Annotated in this window: 13 protein-coding genes; 11 read left to right on the plus strand and 2 right to left on the minus strand. The window is 71.2% G+C overall.

Annotated elements, in window-relative coordinates:
* The first annotated feature begins 155 nt into the window (after positions 1-155).
* The 7 genes from AB0D32_RS13225 (at position 156) to AB0D32_RS13255 (ending at position 9,892) form a co-directional block, all read left to right on the plus strand.
* The gene (locus tag AB0D32_RS13225; RefSeq protein ID WP_357088843.1) at positions 156-1,865 is read left to right on the plus strand and encodes an ABC transporter family substrate-binding protein; all 1,710 of its coding nucleotides are present in this window, start codon (positions 156-158) and stop codon (positions 1,863-1,865) included.
* Positions 1,862-3,364, plus strand: a complete 1,503-nt coding sequence (locus tag AB0D32_RS13230; RefSeq protein WP_357088847.1) for an ABC transporter substrate-binding protein — start codon at positions 1,862-1,864, stop codon at positions 3,362-3,364. Before AB0D32_RS13225 ends, AB0D32_RS13230 begins: the two co-directional genes overlap by 4 nt.
* A gap of 62 nt (positions 3,365-3,426) precedes the next feature.
* Entirely contained in the window at positions 3,427-4,917 is a 1,491-nt protein-coding gene (locus AB0D32_RS13235) for an ABC transporter substrate-binding protein (protein ID WP_357088850.1), read from the plus strand.
* A 27-nt stretch (positions 4,918-4,944) separates the two neighbouring features.
* Entirely contained in the window at positions 4,945-5,934 is a 990-nt protein-coding gene (locus AB0D32_RS13240; protein ID WP_357088853.1) for an ABC transporter permease, read from the plus strand.
* Positions 5,924-7,885 carry a dipeptide/oligopeptide/nickel ABC transporter permease/ATP-binding protein gene (locus AB0D32_RS13245; RefSeq protein WP_357088855.1) on the plus strand — a complete coding sequence of 654 codons (1,962 nt, stop codon included), beginning with the start codon at positions 5,924-5,926 and terminating at the stop codon, positions 7,883-7,885. Before AB0D32_RS13240 ends, AB0D32_RS13245 begins: the two co-directional genes overlap by 11 nt.
* A gap of 4 nt (positions 7,886-7,889) precedes the next feature.
* A complete protein-coding gene (locus AB0D32_RS13250; RefSeq protein WP_357088857.1) occupies positions 7,890-8,885 on the plus strand; it encodes a succinylglutamate desuccinylase/aspartoacylase family protein in 996 nt (331 codons plus the stop codon).
* Positions 8,882-9,892, plus strand: a complete 1,011-nt coding sequence (locus AB0D32_RS13255) for a dipeptide ABC transporter ATP-binding protein (protein ID WP_357088860.1) — start codon at positions 8,882-8,884, stop codon at positions 9,890-9,892. Before AB0D32_RS13250 ends, AB0D32_RS13255 begins: the two co-directional genes overlap by 4 nt.
* Positions 9,893-9,982: 90 nt before the next feature.
* Here AB0D32_RS13255 and AB0D32_RS13260 read toward each other — a convergent pair whose 3' ends face one another.
* On the minus strand, positions 9,983-13,738 hold the full coding sequence (locus AB0D32_RS13260) for a S8 family serine peptidase (protein ID WP_357088864.1): 3,756 nt from the start codon (positions 13,736-13,738) through the stop codon (positions 9,983-9,985).
* 238 nt (positions 13,739-13,976) lie between these two features.
* On the opposite strand from AB0D32_RS13260, the gene AB0D32_RS13265 reads away from it, so the two are divergent.
* The 3 genes from AB0D32_RS13265 (at position 13,977) to AB0D32_RS13275 (ending at position 18,328) form a co-directional block, all read left to right on the plus strand.
* Complete coding sequence (locus AB0D32_RS13265) at positions 13,977-14,930, plus strand: helix-turn-helix domain-containing protein (protein ID WP_357088866.1); 954 nt, start codon at positions 13,977-13,979, stop codon at positions 14,928-14,930.
* A 251-nt stretch (positions 14,931-15,181) separates the two neighbouring features.
* Positions 15,182-17,515, plus strand: coding sequence for an HAD-IC family P-type ATPase (locus AB0D32_RS13270; protein WP_357088868.1), 2,334 nt, complete (start codon positions 15,182-15,184; stop codon positions 17,513-17,515).
* A 60-nt stretch (positions 17,516-17,575) separates the two neighbouring features.
* Positions 17,576-18,328, plus strand: a complete 753-nt coding sequence (locus AB0D32_RS13275; protein WP_357088870.1) for an ABC transporter permease — start codon at positions 17,576-17,578, stop codon at positions 18,326-18,328.
* 70 nt (positions 18,329-18,398) lie between these two features.
* On the opposite strand, the gene AB0D32_RS13280 is transcribed toward AB0D32_RS13275, so the two are convergent.
* On the minus strand, positions 18,399-18,797 hold the full coding sequence (locus tag AB0D32_RS13280; RefSeq protein ID WP_357088873.1) for a BlaI/MecI/CopY family transcriptional regulator: 399 nt from the start codon (positions 18,795-18,797) through the stop codon (positions 18,399-18,401).
* A gap of 93 nt (positions 18,798-18,890) precedes the next feature.
* On the opposite strand from AB0D32_RS13280, the gene AB0D32_RS13285 reads away from it, so the two are divergent.
* Positions 18,891-19,835, plus strand: a complete 945-nt coding sequence (locus AB0D32_RS13285) for a M56 family metallopeptidase (protein ID WP_357088876.1) — start codon at positions 18,891-18,893, stop codon at positions 19,833-19,835.
* Positions 19,836-19,845 lie beyond the last annotated feature (10 nt).

Here is a 19,845-nt window from a genome sequence, read left to right on the forward strand (position 1 = left end):
CGGAAAGCGGCCCCGGGTCGATTCACGCCACCTGGTCCTGGTGCGCAGGTCGGGGCCACGCCGGCTGGCCAGCCTGGCCCCCGGCACCAGCGCAGCACCTTCTGACGCCCGACCCCGCGCAGCCCGACGAACGTCCACGTACCGGGAGGTCCCCCGTGTCTCACCGCAACCCCCACCGCCGCCTGCGGGCGGCGACAGCCGGGCTCGCCCTGCTGCCCCTACTGCTCGCCGCCTGCAGCACCGGCGGGGGCGACGAGAGCGTCGGCGACGGCATCAAGGCCGGACAGGTCGATGCCAACCAGGCCAAGGTCAAGGACGGCGGAACGCTCGCCTACTCGATCGAGGTCGACGTCAAGAACTGGAACATCCTGCACGCCACCGGCGACGTCTTCGGCTACCGGCAGATCCTCAACCCGGTGCTGCCGCACGCGATGATCTCCCAGCCCGACTTCACGATGGCCAAGAACGACGCGCTGGTCACCGAGGCCAAGGTCGTCAAGGACTCGCCACAGACCATCGAGTACCGCATCCGGCCGGAGGCCACCTGGTCGGACGGGACGCCGATCACCGCCGACGACTTCAAGTACACCTGGCAGGTCCAGGACCCGCAGCAGTGCCCCACCTGCGAGCCGGCCAGCCAGGCCGGGTACGACCAGGTCGCCTCGGTGACCGGCGGCGACAACGGCAAGACCGTCACCGTCGAGTTCAAGAACACCTACCAGCCGTGGCGGCTGATGTTCCCGCACCTGCTGCCGGCGCACATCGCCGCCAAGCACGGCGACCTGGCCACCTCGTTCAACGACCACTTCACCCGCACGGTGCCGACCTGGTCGGGCGGGCCGTACCTGATCTCCGAGTACGTGCCGAACCAGTCGGTCACCATGAAGAAGAACCCCAAGTGGTACGGCGACGGCCCGCACCTGGACCAGCTCGTCTTCCGGATCCTCACCGACGAGCGGCAGGCCGTCACCGCGATGGCCAACAACGAGATCCAGGTCGTCGTGCCCCGCCCCACCCTCGACCTCGTACAGCAGCTCAAGGGCATCAGCAACGTCACCACGTCGCTGGCCTCCGGGCTGGTCTACGAGCACCTGGACATCAACATCGCCCACCCGGCCCTGGCCGACGTCGCCCTGCGCCGGGCGATCTTCACCGCGGTCGACCGGCAGGCCATCATCGACAAGACCATCGGCCAGTTCGCGGCCGGCACCAAGCCGCTCGGCAACCGCAACTTCATGCCCGGCCAGAAGCTCGAAGGCGTCGACGCCTACGCGGACACCGTGACCCCGGCGGGGCTCGGCGACGGCAACATCGAGGCCGCGAAGAAGATCCTCACCGACGCCGGCTACGTGCTCGGCAGCGGAAGCCTCACCGATCCGAAGGGCAAGGCGGTACCGCCGCTGCGGATGCGCTACAGCAAGGGCAACCAGGTGCGGCTGGACACCTCGGTGCTCGTGCAGAACCAGCTCAAGCAGCTCGGCATCACGCTCCAGCTCCAGGAGACCGACAGCCTCGGCACCACGGTCAACACCGGTGACTTCGACCTGATCGTCTTCGGCACCAACCTCGACGTCATCCCCACCGCCACCGCGCAGTCCGTGTTCGGCTCGAAGGGCACCCACACCGGCTACAAGGACCAGGAGATCGACGGCTGGCTCACCGACGCGGCCCGCACCCTGGACCCGCGGCAGGTCGTCGACCTGCTGAACAAGGTGGACACCCGGATCAGCGAGCAGGCCGTCACCCTGCCGATCTACCAGACGCCGACCCTGGTCGCGTACCGCAGCGACATCGGCAACGTGCGGGTCAACCCGACCCGTTTCGGCACCAGCTACAACAGCCAGGAGTGGGGTATCAAAGAGTGACGGGTGAGCACCGGCCCGGCCGGGACTTCATCGTCGAGGTTCCGTCCCCGGCCGTGGAATTCAACGAGGTCTACCGCAACTTCGTCGGCTCGGCCGGCTACTTCGTGGCGAACAACATCTACAGCCGGCTCGTCGTGTTCGACACCGGATCCCCGGCGGCGTACCCGGACCTCGCCGAACACTGGGAGATGGCGCCCGACGCCCGTACGCTGCGCTTCCAGCTCAACCGGCACGCCCGCTGGCACGACGGTGAGCCGGTGACCGCCGAGGACGTCGCGTACACCCACCTGACCGCCCTGGCGAACGGATACCACGCCGCGTCGTTCCTGCACGACGTGCAGGACATCGAGGTGCTCGGCCCGCACGAGCTGCGGTACGTGCTCCGCCGGCCCAACGCCGGGTTCCTCGCCCAGCTCGGCAACCTGGTGTTCGCCCACATCCTGCCCAGGCACCTGTACGAGGGCACGGACTGGGCGACCAACCCGTACAACCAGCAGCCGGTCGGCTCCGGCCCGTTCCGGTTCGTCGAGCACGTACCCGGCGAGCGGGTGGTGCTGGAGGCGTGGGACGGCTACTGGGGCCCCCGCCCCCAGATCGACCGGGTCATCCTCGACATCGAGCCCGACCTCGACGAGGCCGTCCGCAAGGTCGCCGACGGGCGGGCCCACTACATGGTCCAGGACGTGCTCACCTTCCCCCGGCTGCACCTGGCCGAGGGGAGCAAGGACGCGTCGGTGTGGCGCAAACGCGGCCCCGGGATCGCCGTGCTCGGCTTCAACCACACCCAGGAGCGGTGGCACGACCGACGAGCCCGCGCCGCCATCGCACACGCGGTCGACCGCCGCCGGCTGATCCCGCTGTCGGATCCCGGCTGGTCCGAGCCGTACGACCACTACCTGCCGCGCAGCGTGGACTGGGCGTACGCCGACGACGCGACCGCGCCGGCCTTCGACCCGGCGGAGGCGGTACGCCTGCTCGACGCGGCCGGGATCACGTCAGCCGGCGCCGACGGGCCGACGCTGCGGCTGGCGTACATGAAGAACTTCACCGGTCACGCCGGAATCGCCGCGGCGGTCGCCGAGGACCTGCGTGCCGTCGGACTGGACGTCGAGGTCGCCGGGCTCGACTCGCCGACCTGGGCCCGCCAGGTGGCCGGCGACGCCGCGTTCGACCTCACGATCAGCGGCGGCAACATGGTCCCCGACCCGGAGATCACCGCCAGCCGGTTCGAGACCGGCGGCGGACGCAACCACGCCCGGCTGTCCGACCCGGAGGCCGACGCCTGCTACGCGGCGGCCCGGGCCACGATCGACCAGGCCCGGCGCGGCGAGCACTACCGGGAACTGCAGCGGGTCTGGGCCCGCAACGTCGACTGGGTGCCGCTGTTCTGGTACGCGGCCTACTACCTGCGCAGCGACAGCTTCTTCGGCTGGCCGGACCAGGTCGGCTTCCGGGTGCCGTTCTGGCACTGGGGCCGGATCCGGCCCGTCGAGCGCTGATCCTTTTCCATCCATCCGTAACCACCTTGGGCAATCCCCACCCTGATCACCGAGGAGAGGTCTTGGACGAGTACATCGTCGTCGTACCCAACGGTACGACCGAGATCAACGAGTCGTACCGCAACTTCGTCGGGGGCGCCGGCTACTTCGTCGCCAACAACATCTTCAGCCGGCTCGTCGTCACCGAGGTCGGCGGCGCCTCGTCCTACCCGGACCTGGCGGAGCACTGGGAGTGCCTGGACGGCGCCCGGCGCTGGCGGTTCACCCTCAACCGGCACGCCCGCTGGCACGACGGCCAGCCGGTCACCGCCCACGACGTGGCCTACACCCACCTGACCGCCCTGGCGAACGGGTACCACGCCGCGTCGTTCCTGCACGGCATCGCCGACATCAAGGTGCTCGACGACCACCTGGTCGAGTACCACCTGGAGGAGCCCAACGCCGCGTTCCTCACCCAGCTCGGCAACTTCGCCGCCACCCACATCCTGCCCAAGCACCTGTACGAGGGCACCGACTGGGCGACCAACCCGTACAACCAGCAGCCGGTCGGCTCCGGTCCGTTCCGGTTCGTCGAGATGGTGCCCGGTGGGCGGATCGTGCTGGAGGCCTGGGACGGGTACTGGGGGCCGCCGGCCGGCGTGGACCGGGTGAGCATCGTCGTCGAGCCGGACCTCGACGAGTGCGTCCGCATGATCGCCGACGGCAGGGCGCACTACGCCCCGCAGGACGTGCTCACCATGAAGCGGCTGCCGCTGGCCGAAGGCTCGGCGCACGCCAGCGTCTACCGCGAGCGCGGTCCCGGGGTCGCGTTGCTGAGCTTCAACTACCGGCAGGAGCGGTGGGCCGACCGCCGGCTGCGGCTGGCGCTCGCGCACGCCGTGGACCGCAGCCGCCTCGAACGCTTCGCCGAGCCCGGCTGGTCGGAGCCGTGGGCCAACTTCTTCCCGGGCAGCAGCTTCGCGGTGGCCCGTGACGTCAAGGCGGTCGGCCACGACGCGGCCACGGCCGAGAAGCTGCTCGACGAGGCCGGCTACCCGCGCGACGCGGACGGTCGTCGGCTGTCGCTGCGGATGTACTACATGGCCACCTTCGACGGCCACGGCGGGCTGGCGCGCAGCGTCGCCGAGGACCTCGCGGCGATCGGCGTGCACGTCGAGTACGCCGGGCTGGACTCGGAGACGTGGTCGCAGCAGATCGGCCGGGAGGGCGACTTCGACCTGACCATCAGCGGCGGGAACATGATGCCCGACCCGGACATCACCGCCAGCCGGCTGGCGGGCGGCGGGCAGCGCAACCACCTCGCGCTCGCCAATCCCGACGCCGACGCCTGCTACGTCGCCGCCCGGTCGACCACCGACATGACCGAGCGGATCGCGCACTACCGACGGCTCCAGGAGGTGTGGGCCCGCGACGCGAGCGTGGTGCCGCTGTTCTGGTACTGCATCTACCTGCTGCGTAGCGACCAGTTCTTCGGCTGGGCCGACCAGGTCGACTTCCGGATCCCGTTCTGGCACTGGGGTCGCCTCCGGAAGATCACCGGCGGCGAAGGCTAGCCGGCAGCGGGCGCGGGAGGGTTCCTCATGGAGATCGTGGGCTTCGCCCTGCGGCGGCTGCTCGTCGCCATTCCGGTGCTGTTCGTGTCGACGTTTCTGATATTCCTGGCCGTTGCCAAGTCCGGTGATCCGCTGGCCGAGCTCCGGGAGCGACAACCACCGGTGCCGCCACACACGATCGCCGCCGAGGAGGCCCGGCTCGGGCTGGACCAGCCCGTGCTGCAGCGGTACTGGAACTGGCTGACCGGGGTCGTCCAGGGCGACCTCGGTCCGTCGGTCGACCGCAACGCCGACATCGGCATGGAGATCGCCTCGCGCCTGGGCATCACGATGCGCTTCGTTCTCATCGCGATGCTGATCGCGGCCGTGCTGGCGATCCTGGTCGGGGTCGTCAGCGCGGTCCGCCAGTACTCCTGGCTGGACTACCTGTTCACCTCGACCGGGTTCCTGTTCCTGGCGATGCCGTCCTTCTGGCTGGCCGTACTGCTCAAGCAGGGCGGCATCGAACTGAACACCCTCGCCGGGCGCACCCTGATCTACACCGTCGGCGACAGTTCGGTGATCCCGCCGCCCACCCTGGGCGGCCGGATCGCCGACTTCGCCGGCCACCTGGTGCTGCCGACCATCACGCTGGTGCTGATCAACTTCGCCGCGTGGAGCCGGTTCCAGCGCTCGTCGATGCTGGACGTGCTCGGCAGCGACTACGTCAAGCTGGCCACCGCCAAGGGCCTCCGGCGGCGCACCGTGCTGCGCAAGTACGCCCTGCGCACGGCGCTCACCCCACTGGTGACGGTCATCGCGCTGGACTTCACCGCCGTCTTCGCCGGGGCGGTGGTCACCGAGACCGTCTTCCAGTGGCGGGGCATGGGCGACTACCTGCTGGAGTCCATCAACGGGCGGGACGTCAACGCCGTGATGGCGTGGCTGCTCGTGGCGGCGGTCGCGGTGGTCCTGTTCAACCTGTTCGCCGACATCCTGTACGCCGCTCTCGATCCGAGGATCCGTCGTGTCAGCTGAACCGCTACCGGTGTCCGCACCCGCCGCCGCGCCTGGTCAATGGCGCGGTGTCCTCGCCCGGTTCCGCCGGCACCGGCTCGCCGCAGCCGCCCTGGTGGCCCTCGTGCTCGTCGCGTTGTTCGCGTTCGTCGGCCCCCTGCTGTGGCGCTACGGCCACGACGACATCACGCCCGACAACTCGCAGCCACCGTCGGCGGCCCACCCGCTGGGCACCGACTCGCTCGGCCACGACCTGCTCGCCCAGGTGATGCGCGGTACCCAGCAGTCCCTGCTGATCGCGCTCACCGTGGCGTTCGGCGCGGCGGTGGTCGGCACCGTGATCGGCATCGTCGCCGGCTACTACCGGGGCCGCACCGACGCCCTGCTGATGCGGCTGGTGGACCTGTTCCTCACCGTGCCGACGATCGCGGTCGCCGCCGTGCTCGGGCACAACTTCGCCGGCAGCGGCGGCGGGTGGATGCTCATCGCGGCCGTACTCGCCGCGCTGATGTGGACCAGTGTCGCCCGGGTCGTCCGGGGCGTCGTGCTCGGCCTGCGGGAACGCGAGTTCATCTCCGCCGCCCGGGCCCTGGGGTCGTCCGACCTGCGGATCATGCTGCGGCACGTCCTGCCGAACGTGGCCGCCCCGATCATCGTGTCGGTGACCATCCTGGTCGCCACCGCGATCCTCGCCGAGACCGCGCTGTCGTTCATCGGCTTCGGCGTCCAGCCGCCGGACACCTCCCTCGGCCTGCTGGTGGCCAACGCCCAGTCCGCGGTCGCCACCCGGCCCTGGCTGTTCTACTTCCCGGGCCTGGTCATCCTGCTCATCGCCCTGTCCATCAACTTCATCGGGGACGGGCTGCGCGACGCCCTCGACCCGACCCAGACCAAGGGCCCGCGCCGCCGCCGGTACCTCGCCCGGCCGGCCGCCCGCACCGAGGCGGTGCCCGACGACGTGCTGCTGTCGGTCCGCGACCTGCGGGTGGTGTTCGCCGCCGACAGCGGCGACGTGCCGGCGGTCCGCCACCTCGACCTGGACCTGCGCCGGGGTGAGGTCGTCGGCCTGGTCGGGGAGTCCGGCTCGGGCAAGTCCGTCAGCGCCGCGGCGCTGATGGGGCTGCTGCCGCCCACCGCCACCGTCAGCGGCTCGATCCACTTCGCCGGCCAGGAACTCGTCGGGCTGCCCGAGCCGCAGTTCCGGCGGCTACGGGGCAGACGGATCGCCATGGTGTTCCAGGACCCGATGTCCTCGCTGAGCCCGGTGCACACCATCGGCGACCAGGTCGCCGAGGCCGTCCGCGTGCACCAGGGCGGCTCCCGGGCCGCCGCCCGGGCCCGCGCCGTGGAACTGCTGGACACCGTCGGCATCCCCGACGCCCGCAACCGGCTCGACGACTACCCGCACCAGTTCTCCGGCGGCATGCGCCAGCGGGTGGTGATCGCGATGGCCATCGCCAACGACCCGGATCTCATCATCGCCGACGAGCCCACCACCGCCCTGGACGTCACCGTGCAGGCCCAGGTGCTCGCCGCGTTGCGGGCCGTCCGGGAGCGTACCGGCGCGGCGATCCTGATGATCACCCACGACCTCGGGATCGTGGCCGAGATCGCCGACCGGATCGCGGTGATGTACGCCGGCCGGCTCGTCGAGGTCGGCACCGCCACCGACGTGTTCGACAACCCCTCGATGCCCTACACCCGGGGCCTGCTGGACTCCGTACCCCGCCTCGACCGGCCCGCCGACGAGGAGCTGTGGGCGATCCCCGGCTCACCGCCGAGCATGACCGCACTGCCGGCGGGGTGCGCGTTCGCCCCCCGTTGCGCGATCCGCACACCCGACTGCTCGGCCGCGGTGCCGACCCTCCTCCCGGTGACCCCCGGCCACCTGGCGGCGTGCCTGCGCCTGACCCCGCACGACGGTGCCCCGCCGGAGAACGCCACCACCACGTCGATCCCCGAAAGGCCGTGACGACATGACCTCCCGTGCACCGCTGCGAACCCGTGCCGGGGAACGCCAGCTCCTCCGGTTCCCCGTACTGACCGACCTGGACGGCTCGGAACTGGCCATCCACGCCCACGTGGTGACGGGCACCGCCGACGGGCCGACGCTCACCCTGCTGTCCGGGGTGCACGGCAACGAGTGGTTCTCGCACGCGGTGCTGCGCGAGGTGCTGGCCGGCACCGATCCCGCGACGCTGCGCGGAACCCTGGTGGTCGTGCCGGCCGCCAACCCGTACGCACTGCGGACCGTCACCCGCTATTCCAACGACATCCAGCAGGTCGGCTTCGTCAACATGAACAAGGCGATCCTGCGTGACACCGAGTCGATCACCGGACGGACCGGTCAGGTGCTCGTGGAGCAGATCGTCGAACGCTCCACCCACCTGCTCGACTTCCACCCCGGCCCGTGGGGCACCACCTGGGGCGTCGTGCTCTACGACTCGACCGGTCCGCTGTCGGCCGCCGGCCGGGAGATGGCCGTCGCCTTCGGTATGCCGTACATCCAGGGCGAGGACGCCGCGGTCGCGTTCCCGAACTCGGTGTTCGACGCGGCCAGCGCCGCCGGGGTGCCCGCCATCGGCATCGAGGTCGGCGGCCTCGGGTTCGGCTCCCGCAGCGAGGCCGACTGGATCGCCCGCAACGTCGACGGCGTCCGCCGGACGATGGCCCACCTGGGCATGCTCGACGAGCCGGCACCGCCCCGGCCGGTCACCGACGTCGAGGTCCGCTGGGACCTGCGGCCCGCGCACGGCGGCATGCTGGTACCCGAGATCACCGAGGAGCGGCTGCTGACCGCCACCACCGAGGGGGAACTGCTCGGGCGGTTGCTCTCCCCGGTCGAGCTCACCGTCATCGAGGAGTACCGCTCGCCCGGCGACGGGATCCTGCTGTCGGTTCCGCGTAGCCATCCGGTGCACCCGTACAACTTCGGGTTCGTCATCGGCCGGGCCCGCGGGAGCGCGGCATGACCGCCGACGTGCTGCTCGACGTCGACGGACTGACCAGGCACTTCCCCGTCCGGCGGGGAAACCTGGTCAAACGGTCGGCGGGGGTGGTCAAGGCCGTCGACGGCGTCTCGTTCCAGCTCCGGCCCGGCGAGACGCTGGGCATCGTCGGTGAGTCCGGCTGCGGAAAGTCGACTCTCGCCAAGCTGCTGACCCGGCTGGACCAGCCGACCGGCGGGCAGATCCGCTACCGGGGAACCGACATCTCCGGGCTGCGTGGCAGGGAGCTGCGCGACCTGCGACGGCGGATCCAGATCGTCTTCCAGGACCCGTACTCGTCGCTCGACCCGAGGATGACCGTCGGCCAGATCATCGCCGAGCCGTTCGTCGTGCACGGCGAGTTGGGCACCGCCGACCGGCGCCGGCGGCGGGTCCAGGAACTGCTGGAGACCGTCGGGCTCAACCCCGAGCACGTCGACCGCTACCCGCACCAGTTCTCCGGCGGGCAGCGGCAGCGGATCGGCATCGCCCGTGCCCTGGCGTTGCAGCCCGAGGTGGTGGTCTGTGACGAGCCGGTGTCGGCGCTCGACGTGTCGGTCCAGGCGCAGGTGATCAACCTGCTCCGGCGGCTGCAACGGGACCTCGGTCTGGCGTACGTGTTCATCGCCCACGACCTGTCCGTCGTGCGGCACATCTCGCACCGGGTCGCCGTCATGTACCTCGGCAAGGTGGTGGAGACCGGCACCGTGGCGGAGATCTTCGACCACCCGGCACACCCGTACACCCAGGCGTTGCTGTCCGCCGCGCCGGTACCGGACCCGCACCACGCGCGTGAGCAGATCCTCCTCCGTGGCGACCCGCCCAGCCCGGTGAACCCGCCCAGCGGCTGCCGGTTCCGGACCCGCTGCTGGCAGGCCGTCGACGCCTGCGCCGGGGAGCAACCCGCCCTGGTCCCGCGCGGTGTCGGGCATCCCGTGGCGTGCATCAACGTGGTCCCCCCGACGGCGCGGAACCTGCCGGCCGTCGCCTGACGACACCCGCACCGGCGCCTACTCCGCCCCCGTCGCGCGGACGCTCCCACCCGGCAAGCCGGGTGGGAGCGTCCGTGTGCGCGCTACCTGTTACCGGAGCTGGTAGGCGCGGGTCACGATCTGCTCGACGGTGTTGCCGTCAGCGTCGGCGGCCTGCACCCGCAGCGACACGAACCCGTTGGTCGCGGCCAACTTCGGGTGCCGGACGCTGGCCTCGAACTGTCCCGTCCGCTTCCGGTCGACGTCGGCGAACTGCCAGGTCGCGCCGTCGTCGTAGGAGACCCACAGCTTCGTGTCCCGTACCGCCGGCCCGGACAGCCCCTTCGGGTGCCGGACCGTCAGGCCGATGTCGAAGCGGGAGTCGGCCCGGGCCCGGTTGTCGAGGTCGACATCCACGTCGTAGTCGACCGACAGCATCGGCATGAGCTGCCGGGCGTCCGCCCGCTGCGAGTGGAACGTCCAGGCGGTGTTGACCCTGGTGGCGGTCGTCCACCAGGCGTCCTCCCGCGCCACGTCGAGCGTCACCCGGTACTCGGCCCGCTCCGGCGCGGCCGGGAAGGCGAACGTGGCGAAGTTCGCGGCTCCGAGGTACTCGCCGTTGCGGTGGACCGTGGCGCGAACCTTGTCGGTCTGGATGACGTGCGGCTGCTGCCTGTGGTCGGCTCCGGTGTCGAGCATCGCCGAGGCCTGGACCACCACCAGGTCGCCGTCGCGGTAGGCCGCGTCCGTCAGATCCGCGGGCAGGGCCGTACGGACCACGGGCTTGTTCCAGGCCGGGGAGAGCCGCTGCCCCGGGCGCAGCACCTTGACCGTCTCGATCTGCTGGGACCCGCCCAACTGCCACACCGGAGCGAGCAACGTGGTCTGCCCGGTCCGCAGACCGGCGCTGACGTACTCGGTCCGGGTCGACGGCATGATCAGCCGGTCCAGGGCGCCGTACGCCACGCTCTGTCGCGGTGCCCAGATGTACCGGAAGTGGCCGCCCTCGGTGCCGTTGGTCGAGGCGTGGTAGGAGCTCCGCAGGGTGGCCAGTTCGTCGTGCCGGACCCGGTACCGCTGGTTCGCCGGCAGGCCGCCCTTCTCCACCTGGAGCAGTTCGTAGGCGTACGGGCTGACCGTCACGCCCTTGAACTCGACCGTGACCCGGTCACGGCGCAGGAGGTCGAGCAGTTGCCCACCCTGCTTGCCGGAGAGGGTCATCGCCGGGATCGCGGTGGGCGTGCGGGTCCAGAAGTCGACGCCCCACCGCTCGGGGACGCTGTTGTAGACGATCACCGCTGCCGCGCCTGCGGCGACCGCGTTGGCGAGTTGCTGGGCGGGGGAGACGGTGGCACTGCGCTTGACCAGTGCGGTCCTGCCCCGCACCGCGAGTCCGGCGTACTCCTGGGCGGTGCCGGTCCCGGCGGAGACCACCTCGAGCCGCCGGGTGCCGTCGAACCGCACCGAGCCGCCGTTGCCACCGAAGTAGGCGGCGTCGTCCAACGACGTCGCATTCCGGCCGACGACCCGCGCGGCCAGGTCGAGCGCGGTGAGCGTCCACCCGGTGTACGCCTCCAGGTTGTCGTTGGCCCGCTCCGTGGGGATCGAGTAGAGCGCGGTCTCGCCACCCGCCCACATCTCGAGGCCGTACCCGAACTTCTGGTCGCTGCTGCTGTTGGTGAAGCCGATCCGGGCCCGGTCGGTCTTCGTGGGATTCGGCGTCCGCATGCTCACCGCCGAGGCCTTACGCCCGTCGAAGGTGACCGTCCGGTCACCCGTGATCGAGATGTTCGGGATGATGCCCTGGGTGTACTCCCAGAGCCGGTTGTACTCCGGGCTCGGGTCGGAGATCGCCGCGTGGAGGGTGTACTCACCAGCCGGCAGGGCCAGCGCGACCGTCCCGTCCGCATCCGGGTACGACACCTCGGGCAGGCCGGGACGCCCGAAGTCGAAGAGTCGCACCTCCGACTTGGCGAGCGCGGGCGCCGCACCGTTGCGGCCGATGACCTTGATCTTCACCGCGAACCGCTCCACGTCCTTGACCAGACCGACGGCGGTGGAGACCACCGTCGTACCGTCGGCGGAGACGCCGGCCAGGTGGGCGCTGTAGGTGCCGGTCGGCACCCCCGTGGGGTTCATGGTCACCGGCACCGTGGCGGTGCCCTTCGCCGGCACGGTCACCGTCCCGGCACCGAGGCCCAGCAGCCCGGCGGGCAGAGCGGCGCCCCGCAGCGACAGGGCCAGGGTGACCGGCTGGTCGCCGTCGTTGGTGTACGTCACCTGCTTGACCACCGGCGCGGTGGCATCCCACCGTACGATGCCGTAGTTGACCACGCCGGTGCCGAACACGTCCTGCTGGACGGCCCGGGACACGTCCACCCGACCCGCTCCCTGGCTGAACGCCGGGTCGCTGGCGTGCGCCTTCGCGGTGCTGACCAGGTGGGCCTTGAGCCGCTCGGCGGTCCAGTCCGGATGCTGCTGGGCGAGGATCGCGGCAGCGCCGGCGACGTGCGGCGTGGCCATCGACGTGCCACTGGCCGAGGTGTAGTGCGGGTCGACCGGCTTACCCATCGAGGTGCCGGCGGCCCGGGCGGCGACGACGGCCACCCCGGGCGCGGTGATCTCGGGCTTGATCGCGCCGTCGCCGATCCGCGGGCCGCGGCTGGAGAAGTCGGCGATGTCGTCCGCGTCGTCGACCGCGCCCACGGTCAGCGCCGCGTCGGCCGTACCTGGGGAGCCGAGGGTGCTCGCTCCGCTGCGGCCCTCGTTGCCGGCGGCGATGGTGAAGAGGGCACCGGTCTCGGCGGTCAACTCGTTGACGGCCAGCGCCATCGGGTCGGTGCCGTCGGTGCCCGGGCCGCCGAGGCTCATCGAGACGATCTTGGCACCGGACCGGGCCGCCCACTCCATCCCGGCGATGATCTCGGAGTCCGCGCCGTAACCGCCGTCGCTGAGCACCTTGCCGATCAGCAGTTGTGCGCCGGGCGCCACCCCCTTGTTCTTGCCACCCGAGGCCGAGCCGGAGCCGGCGATCGTCGAGGCGACGTGGGTGCCGTGGCCGTGTCCGTCCTTGACCTCCTCGCCGGCGATGAAGCTCCGACTGTCGACGATCTTCCCGGCGAAGTCCGGGTGGTTCGGGTCGATGCCGGTGTCCAGCACCGCCACCTTCACCCCGGTGCCGTCGTAACCCGCCGCCCAGGCGCCGGGCGCGCCGACCTGGGGCACGCTCACGTCGAGCAGCGCCTTGGCCTTGGCGTCCAACCAGACCCGGTCGATTCCACCGGCGAGCTGGGTACGCGCCGTACCCGCCTGCGGTCCGTCGTCGTCGATGGCCTCCCAGAACGACTCCGCCTGCTTCTTGTCCGCCGCCATCGCCGCGCCGTTGATGCTGGTCAGCGGCCGGAGCGCCTGGCCGCCCGAGGGTGCCGCGGCACGTGCGGCGACGCCGTTGCCCCGGTACCGCACGATCAGCGGGATCGACCCCGTACGGGCGTCGTCGTACCCCTGCTCGATCAGACCGGTCACGTTGAACAGCCGCCGGTCCAACCGCCCGGCCGTGATCAGCGACTGGGCCTCCTTGGGCAGGACGTAGATGTCCTTGCCGACGGTGGTGATGGTGGTTCTTCCGTTCGAACCCTCCTGCCCGTTCACCGCCACCGCAGTCGGCCGGTTCGCGCCGCTCGTCACCGTGACGACGTCACCGGTGAGCAGGGTGACCTGGTGGGTCGTCTGCGCCGGCCGGGGGACCGCGGTCACGCCGCCTTCAGTGGTCGGCGGCTGCCCGTGGGCTGCCGCACCGCCGCCTGTCGCGACGAGCGCGGCAGCGACGGTGACGCCGAGCAGCGTCCGTCTACGCCATATCCGCATCTCATTGACTCCTGTCCATGAAAATCGCTGGCCTGGTGATCAAACAGCCTGGTCAATGTCTGGCCGGCGGCGCTACGGTCCAGCCTGGCGAGCACCGGACATGTCGGGTCTTCGCCACGCGTCGATGTCACGGAAGGGCGCGCCCCGCTGCCTGATCGCACATGCGGAGTCCCTGGTCAGCGGGCCGATGGCGTAACCGAGACTGGTGCGACGCACAGCGGCACGTGGGAGGGGCGAGATGCTAGGTGGGTTCGGCATTGACGAGCGCGAGGAGGCGGTCTATGCCGAGATCCTCCGCCGCCGCCAGACGACCGTCACCGAGGTGTCGGACGCTCTCGGCATCGATCCCGCCACCGTCGGCGACTGCCTCGCCAAGCTCGCCTCACTCGGTCTGGTCACCGGCCACGACACCGGACTGCACACGGCGGTGGCCCCGGACGTCGGACTCGGCGCACTGATAGTGCAGCGTCAGGCCGAGCTGCAACGGGTCCACGGCAGGCTGGCGGAGCTGGTCGCGGTGTACCGCACCGGATCGTCCTGGCCGGCCGGTCAGGTGGAGACGATCACCACGCCCGAGCAGCTCGCCACGTGGATCGACACCATGGAACGGGGGGCCCAGACGGAGATCCTGGCGTTCTTCCGACCGCCGTACATCCTGAATCCCGATCTCGAAACCTTCAGCAGGTTCGCGCCGACCTACCGCTACGTGTACGAACGCAGCGCCTTCGACGACTCCCGGGTTCCCGAGGAGATCAACGGATTCCTGCGGAGCGGCTACGAGATCAGGATCGCGGACGCCCTGCCGAACAAGATGATAATCATCGACCGGCAGGCCATCCTCCTGCCGATGCGGCTCGACCAGACGAGCATGCACCCCGGTTTCCTGCTGATCCGCGGCGAGTCCCTGGTCCGGATGCTGGTCGACCTGTTCGAGCGGGTGTGGGCGGCGGCGACACCGCTGCGGGTCACCGCCGCCGGTCTCACCGACGGCGCACAGGCCATGGACGAGGTCGACGTCCTCCTGCTCACGCTGCTCTTGTCCGGGCTGCCGGACAAGACCGTCGCCGCCCGGCTCGGTACCAGCGAACGCACGGTGCAACGCCGGCTCCGTCGCCTGATGGAGTTGGCCGGCGCCAACAGCCGGATGCAACTCGGCTGGTACGCCGCCCGGTCCGGCCTCGTTCCGCTCTGACGATCACCCGTCCGGCGACGAGCGGCGTATGGCGCCGCGGATCGTGTGGACGATGCTGGTGGTTCGCGTCGGCGGTGAGGCTGCCCCCGTCGCGGGACACCTTCCACGTGTTCGTGCCGGTACGACCATGGGGCGAGCACAGGCCAGGCGGCGGCGGGGCCAGCGGTTGCGGCGGAACCCCGGGACCGCACGGGCGCACCGGTCATGCGGTTCGCCCGATGAAGGGCCGGATCGTCCGTACGCTCAGGCCTGTGACTGCTCCGTCCGGCGCGGCGCCTCAAGGGCTGACCAGCGCGGAGGTCGCCGAGCGGGTGGCGGCCGGGGCGGTCAACTCGGTGCGGCGGCGCACCAGCCGCCCGCTGCGGCAGATCCTTCGGGCGAACCTGCTGACGCGCTTCAACGCCCTCATCGCCGTGCTATGCGCGTTGGTCCTGATCTTCGGTCAGCCGATCGACGCGGTCTTCGGTCTGGTGATCGTGGTCAACAGCGTGGTCGGCGTGGTCCAGGAGTTGCGGGCGAAGAAGGTCCTGGACAGCCTGGCCGTTCTCGCGGAGGCGCCGGTGCGGGTGCGGCGGGACGGCCGAGAGTCGCCCGTCGCGTCGCGGGAGGTGGTCGTCGACGACGTCGTGCTGCTCGGCCCGGGGGAGGAGGTGCCGGTGGACGGGACGGTGCGGGACAGCGATGGGCTGGAGATCGACGAGTCGCTGCTGACCGGCGAGGCGGAGCCGGTCGGAAAGCAGCCAGGCAGCGAGGTGCGGTCGGGCACGTTCGTGGCGGCGGGAAGTGGCCTGATCAGCGCCACCCGGGTGGGCTCCGACTCCTACGCCGCCCGGCTGGTTGCCGCCGCCAGCGTCTTCGACCTGACCGACTCCGAGTTGATGCGGGGCACCAACCGGTTCCTGCGACTGGTCACCTGGATCATCGTTCCCATTGGCGCGCTGCTGGTCGTACGGCTGTTCCTGGCCGGGTCGAGCGTGTCCGACGCCGTGGTGGGGAGCGTGGCGGGGATAGTGCCGATGATTCCCGAGGGGCTCGTGCTGATGACCAGCGTCGCGTTCGCGGTGGGAGTGATCCGGCTGGGCCGGCACCGATGCCTCGTGCAGGAACTGCCGGCGGTGGAGGTGCTCGCCCGCGTCGACACGCTCTGCATCGACAAGACCGGCACCCTCACCGAGCCCGGCATGGCCCTGAAGGAGGTGCGCCCGCTCGCCGGTACCGCACCCGAGACCGTCCGGGCAGCGCTTGTGGCCCTCGCCCGGACCGAGGCGAACCCCAACCCGACGATGGCGGCGATCGCGGCCGGCCTGTCCGACGCCGGCTGGCACGCTGACGACAGCATCCCCTTCTCATCCGCCCGCAAGTTCTCGGGGGCGACCTTCGCCGGGCACGGTACCTGGCTGATCGGCGCACCCGAGGTGTTGCTGCCTGCCGGCGACCCGGTTCGCTCCGCCGCCGGCGAACTCGCCGCGGGCGGGCTCCGGGTGCTGGTCCTCGCCCGGGCCCCCGGCCTGGACAGTCACGAGCGCTCCGCCGCCGCCCTCGTCGTCGTGGAGCAACGGATCCGGGCCGACGCGCCGGACGCCGTGCGGTACCTCGCCGCGCAGGGCATCGACGTGAAGATCCTCTCCGGGGACAATCCCGCCACGGTGGCGGCGATCGCGCGGAAGGTCGGGGTGCCGGGCGCGGACGACCCGGTCGACGCGCGTTCCCTCACCCGGGATCCGGCCGTACTCGCCGACCTGGTCGCCGGCCACGCCGTCTTCGGACGGGTGAGCCCTCAGCAGAAGCAGGAGATGGTGGGCACGTTGCGGTCGCGCGGCCGAACCGTGGCGATGACCGGCGACGGGGTCAACGACGCGCTCGCGCTCACCGACGCGGATCTCGGCGTGGCGATGGGCTCCGGTAGCCCCGCCACGCGGACGGTCGCCAAGATCGTGCTTCTCGACGACACCTTCAGCGCGCTGCCCCGAGTCCTCGCCGAGGGCCGCCGGGTGCTGGCCAACATCGAACGCGTGGCGAACCTCTACCTCACCAAGACCGTGTACGCGCTGCTCATCGCGCTTCTCGTCGGCGTCGCGCGACTGCCGTTCCCGTTCCTGCCCCGGCACATCACGCTGGTCGGAACACTGACGATCGGCGTGCCCGGGTTCTTCCTCGCCCTCGCCCCGACCGACGAACGCGCACGCCCGGGTTTCGTGCCCCGTGTCCTGCGCTTCGCGGTCCCGGCTGGACTCGTCGCCGCCCTCGCCACCTTCGCGGCGTACGCGGTCGGCCGGCGCAACACCGCGTCGAGCCTCGCGGCCGACCGGTCGACCGCGACACTCACGCTGTTCCTCGTCGCCTTCTGGATCCTCGCGCTCGTCGCCCGACCGTACACTCCGTGGCGCCTCGGCCTGCTCGCCGCGATGGCCGCCGGCTTCGGGGCCGTGGCCCTCGTGCCGGGCCTCCGCAAGGTCGCGGCCCTCACCTTTCCCGACCCGCGCGACACCCTCACCGCGGTGGGAGTCTCCGTCCTCGCCGCCCTCGCCCTGCTGGTGTTGCGGCAACGCCCGGCGGGGCCGAACGCGGGTGGCGGCAGATCATGATGGTGCGCGCGCGTGACGGCCATGACGCGGGCCGGGCCCGCACGGTATTGGATATCGATCATGAGTCAGAATGCGATCACGGTCGGTCCCGCCCTTGTCGTGCTTCTGGTGGTGCTGATCGCCGTCGCGGCAGTGGTGGCCAGACTCGGTGGTCTGGGGATGGGCCGTGCGGCGGTGACGGCGGGTTGTCGCGCCACCCTTCAGTTGGCCGCGGTGTCCGTGCTGATCACCGCAGTTCTGGGTTCGGCCTGGGCGACGGCCGGGTTCATCGTCCTGATGCTGACCATCGCGGTCGGCACGTCGGCACGCCGGGTCGCGTCGGTCCGCCATGGCTGGCCGGTGGTCGTCCCGATCGCGGTCGGCGCGGTCCCGGTCGGGGCGGTGATCCTCGCGGCCGGCACCATGCCGTTGACGACGGTGGCAGTCCTGCCGATCGCCGGCATCCTGATCGGTGGCGCGATGACCGCCACGTCACTCGCCGGTCGCCGTGCACTGGACGAGCTGCGTCAGCGGTACGGAGAGTACGAGGCAGCGCTGGCTCTCGGCTTCGGCCCCCGGGAGGCGGCCCTTGAAGTCTGCCGCCCCAGCAGCGGGCAGGCGCTCGTGCCGGCCCTCGACCAGACCCGGACGGTCGGGCTGGTGACGCTGCCCGGAGCGTTCGTGGGCGTACTGCTCGGTGGCGGGTCGGCCGTGCAGGCCGGCGCCACCCAGCTGCTCGTCCTGGTCGCCCTGGTGGCTGTCGAGGCGGTGGCGGTGACGGTAACCGTCGAACTCGTCGCCAGAGGCCACATCCGGCGCCCACCCATCACGTAGCCGGTCGCCCCCGGTCCGTCGCCGGCGCGCTCGGGTGACCCGGGACTCCTGCCGGCCCGGGCGGCGTAGGTCATTCGTCCGCTTCGCGGAGAAGGCGGCGCAGGATCTGTTCGTCCTGTTCGTCGAGAGCGCTGACGAAGCGCCGGAGTACCGAGGCGTGGTCGGCTTCGGCCCTCAGCAGTCGGCCCATCCGGCCGGCGACGAGGGCGGGGGCGTCGGCGACGGCCGCGTAGCGATAGGCGCGTCCATCTCGCTGGCGGGTCACCGCGTCCTTGTCGAACAGGCGGGTGAGGGTGGTGACGACGGTGCTGTACGACAGGGGAGTGGACCAGTCGAGTCTCTCGCGCACCTCGGCGGGGGTGAGCGCCCGGCCTGCGTCGACGAGCGCGGTGATGATCTCGGCTTCCAGTTCGCCGGGGCGGCGGCGGTTGCCGTGCCGGTCGCTGTCGGGTTGATCGTTGGCCGCCACCCGGCAGAGCCTACCGACCGCCCGGGTGCGCGGAGGCGAGCAGGTCAGCCAGGTGGTGGCAGACTGGCCGGGTGCTCGGATCGGAGGAGGGACATGTTCGATCACTTCGTCTGGTCTGTGGTGGTGACACCGCTGCTGGTGCTCGCGGCGGCCTGGTTGTTGAGCGAGCGGCTCCGGCCGGGCCCGGCCGCCGTGGTACTGGCCTGGTCAGTGGCGGTTGCTGCCGGTGCCAGCCTGGTGAACGTCGCCGCCTTCGCCGTCAAGGCCGTGGCCGAGACACCTGCTGTGGCCCGTCGGTTCGACTTCTCGGACAGGGTCGTGCGCCAGGACACCGCTCATGTGCCGTGGGTGTCCTGGCTGTCCCTGCTGATGTTGGCCGTGGCGGGCGTCGCTCTCGTGCGGCTGGCCCGCCGGCACCGGCGGGCGCAGGCGGCCCTTCGCCACTACGCCGAACTGCCGGGGCAGGTGGGCGGGCAGTTGGTGGTTCTCGACGACACCCGGGTCGACGCGTTCGCGGTGCCGGGTCCCCCGAACCGGATCGTGGTGACGACCGGCATGCGGGCTGTGCTCGACGACGAGCACTTCGCCGCGCTGCTGGCGCACGAGCGGGCGCATCTGGCCGGGGGGCATCACCGGTTGGTCCGGCTGGCGCAGTTCGCCGCGGCGGCGCATCCGATGTTCCGGTGGGCCGTGCGGCGCATCGAGTACCTCGTCGAGCGGGACGCCGACGAGCGGGCCGCCGTCGATGTCGGTAGCCGCCGGGTCGTCGCTCGGGCGATCGGTGCGGCGGCACTGGCCGCCTCGGGGCGTTCGGGCCATGCCAGCGTCCTGCGTCTCACGCCGGCCGATTCGGACGTCGCCCGGGCCGGGGCGGTACCCCGCCGGGTGGCATCGCTGCTCCATGACCGGACGGGTAGCCGGTCTCGCCTGATGGCGGCCGTCCCCGCCCTGCTCGCCGTAGGTTCCGTCGTGTGGACCGGGGAGTGCGTCTACGACCTGCATGAACTGATGCGGGCTGCCCGTACCCGGATCGGGTGAGCTGGGCACC

The sequence above is a fragment of the Micromonospora sp. NPDC048170 genome (assembly GCF_040652795.1).
Classification (GTDB): domain Bacteria; phylum Actinomycetota; class Actinomycetes; order Mycobacteriales; family Micromonosporaceae; genus Micromonospora.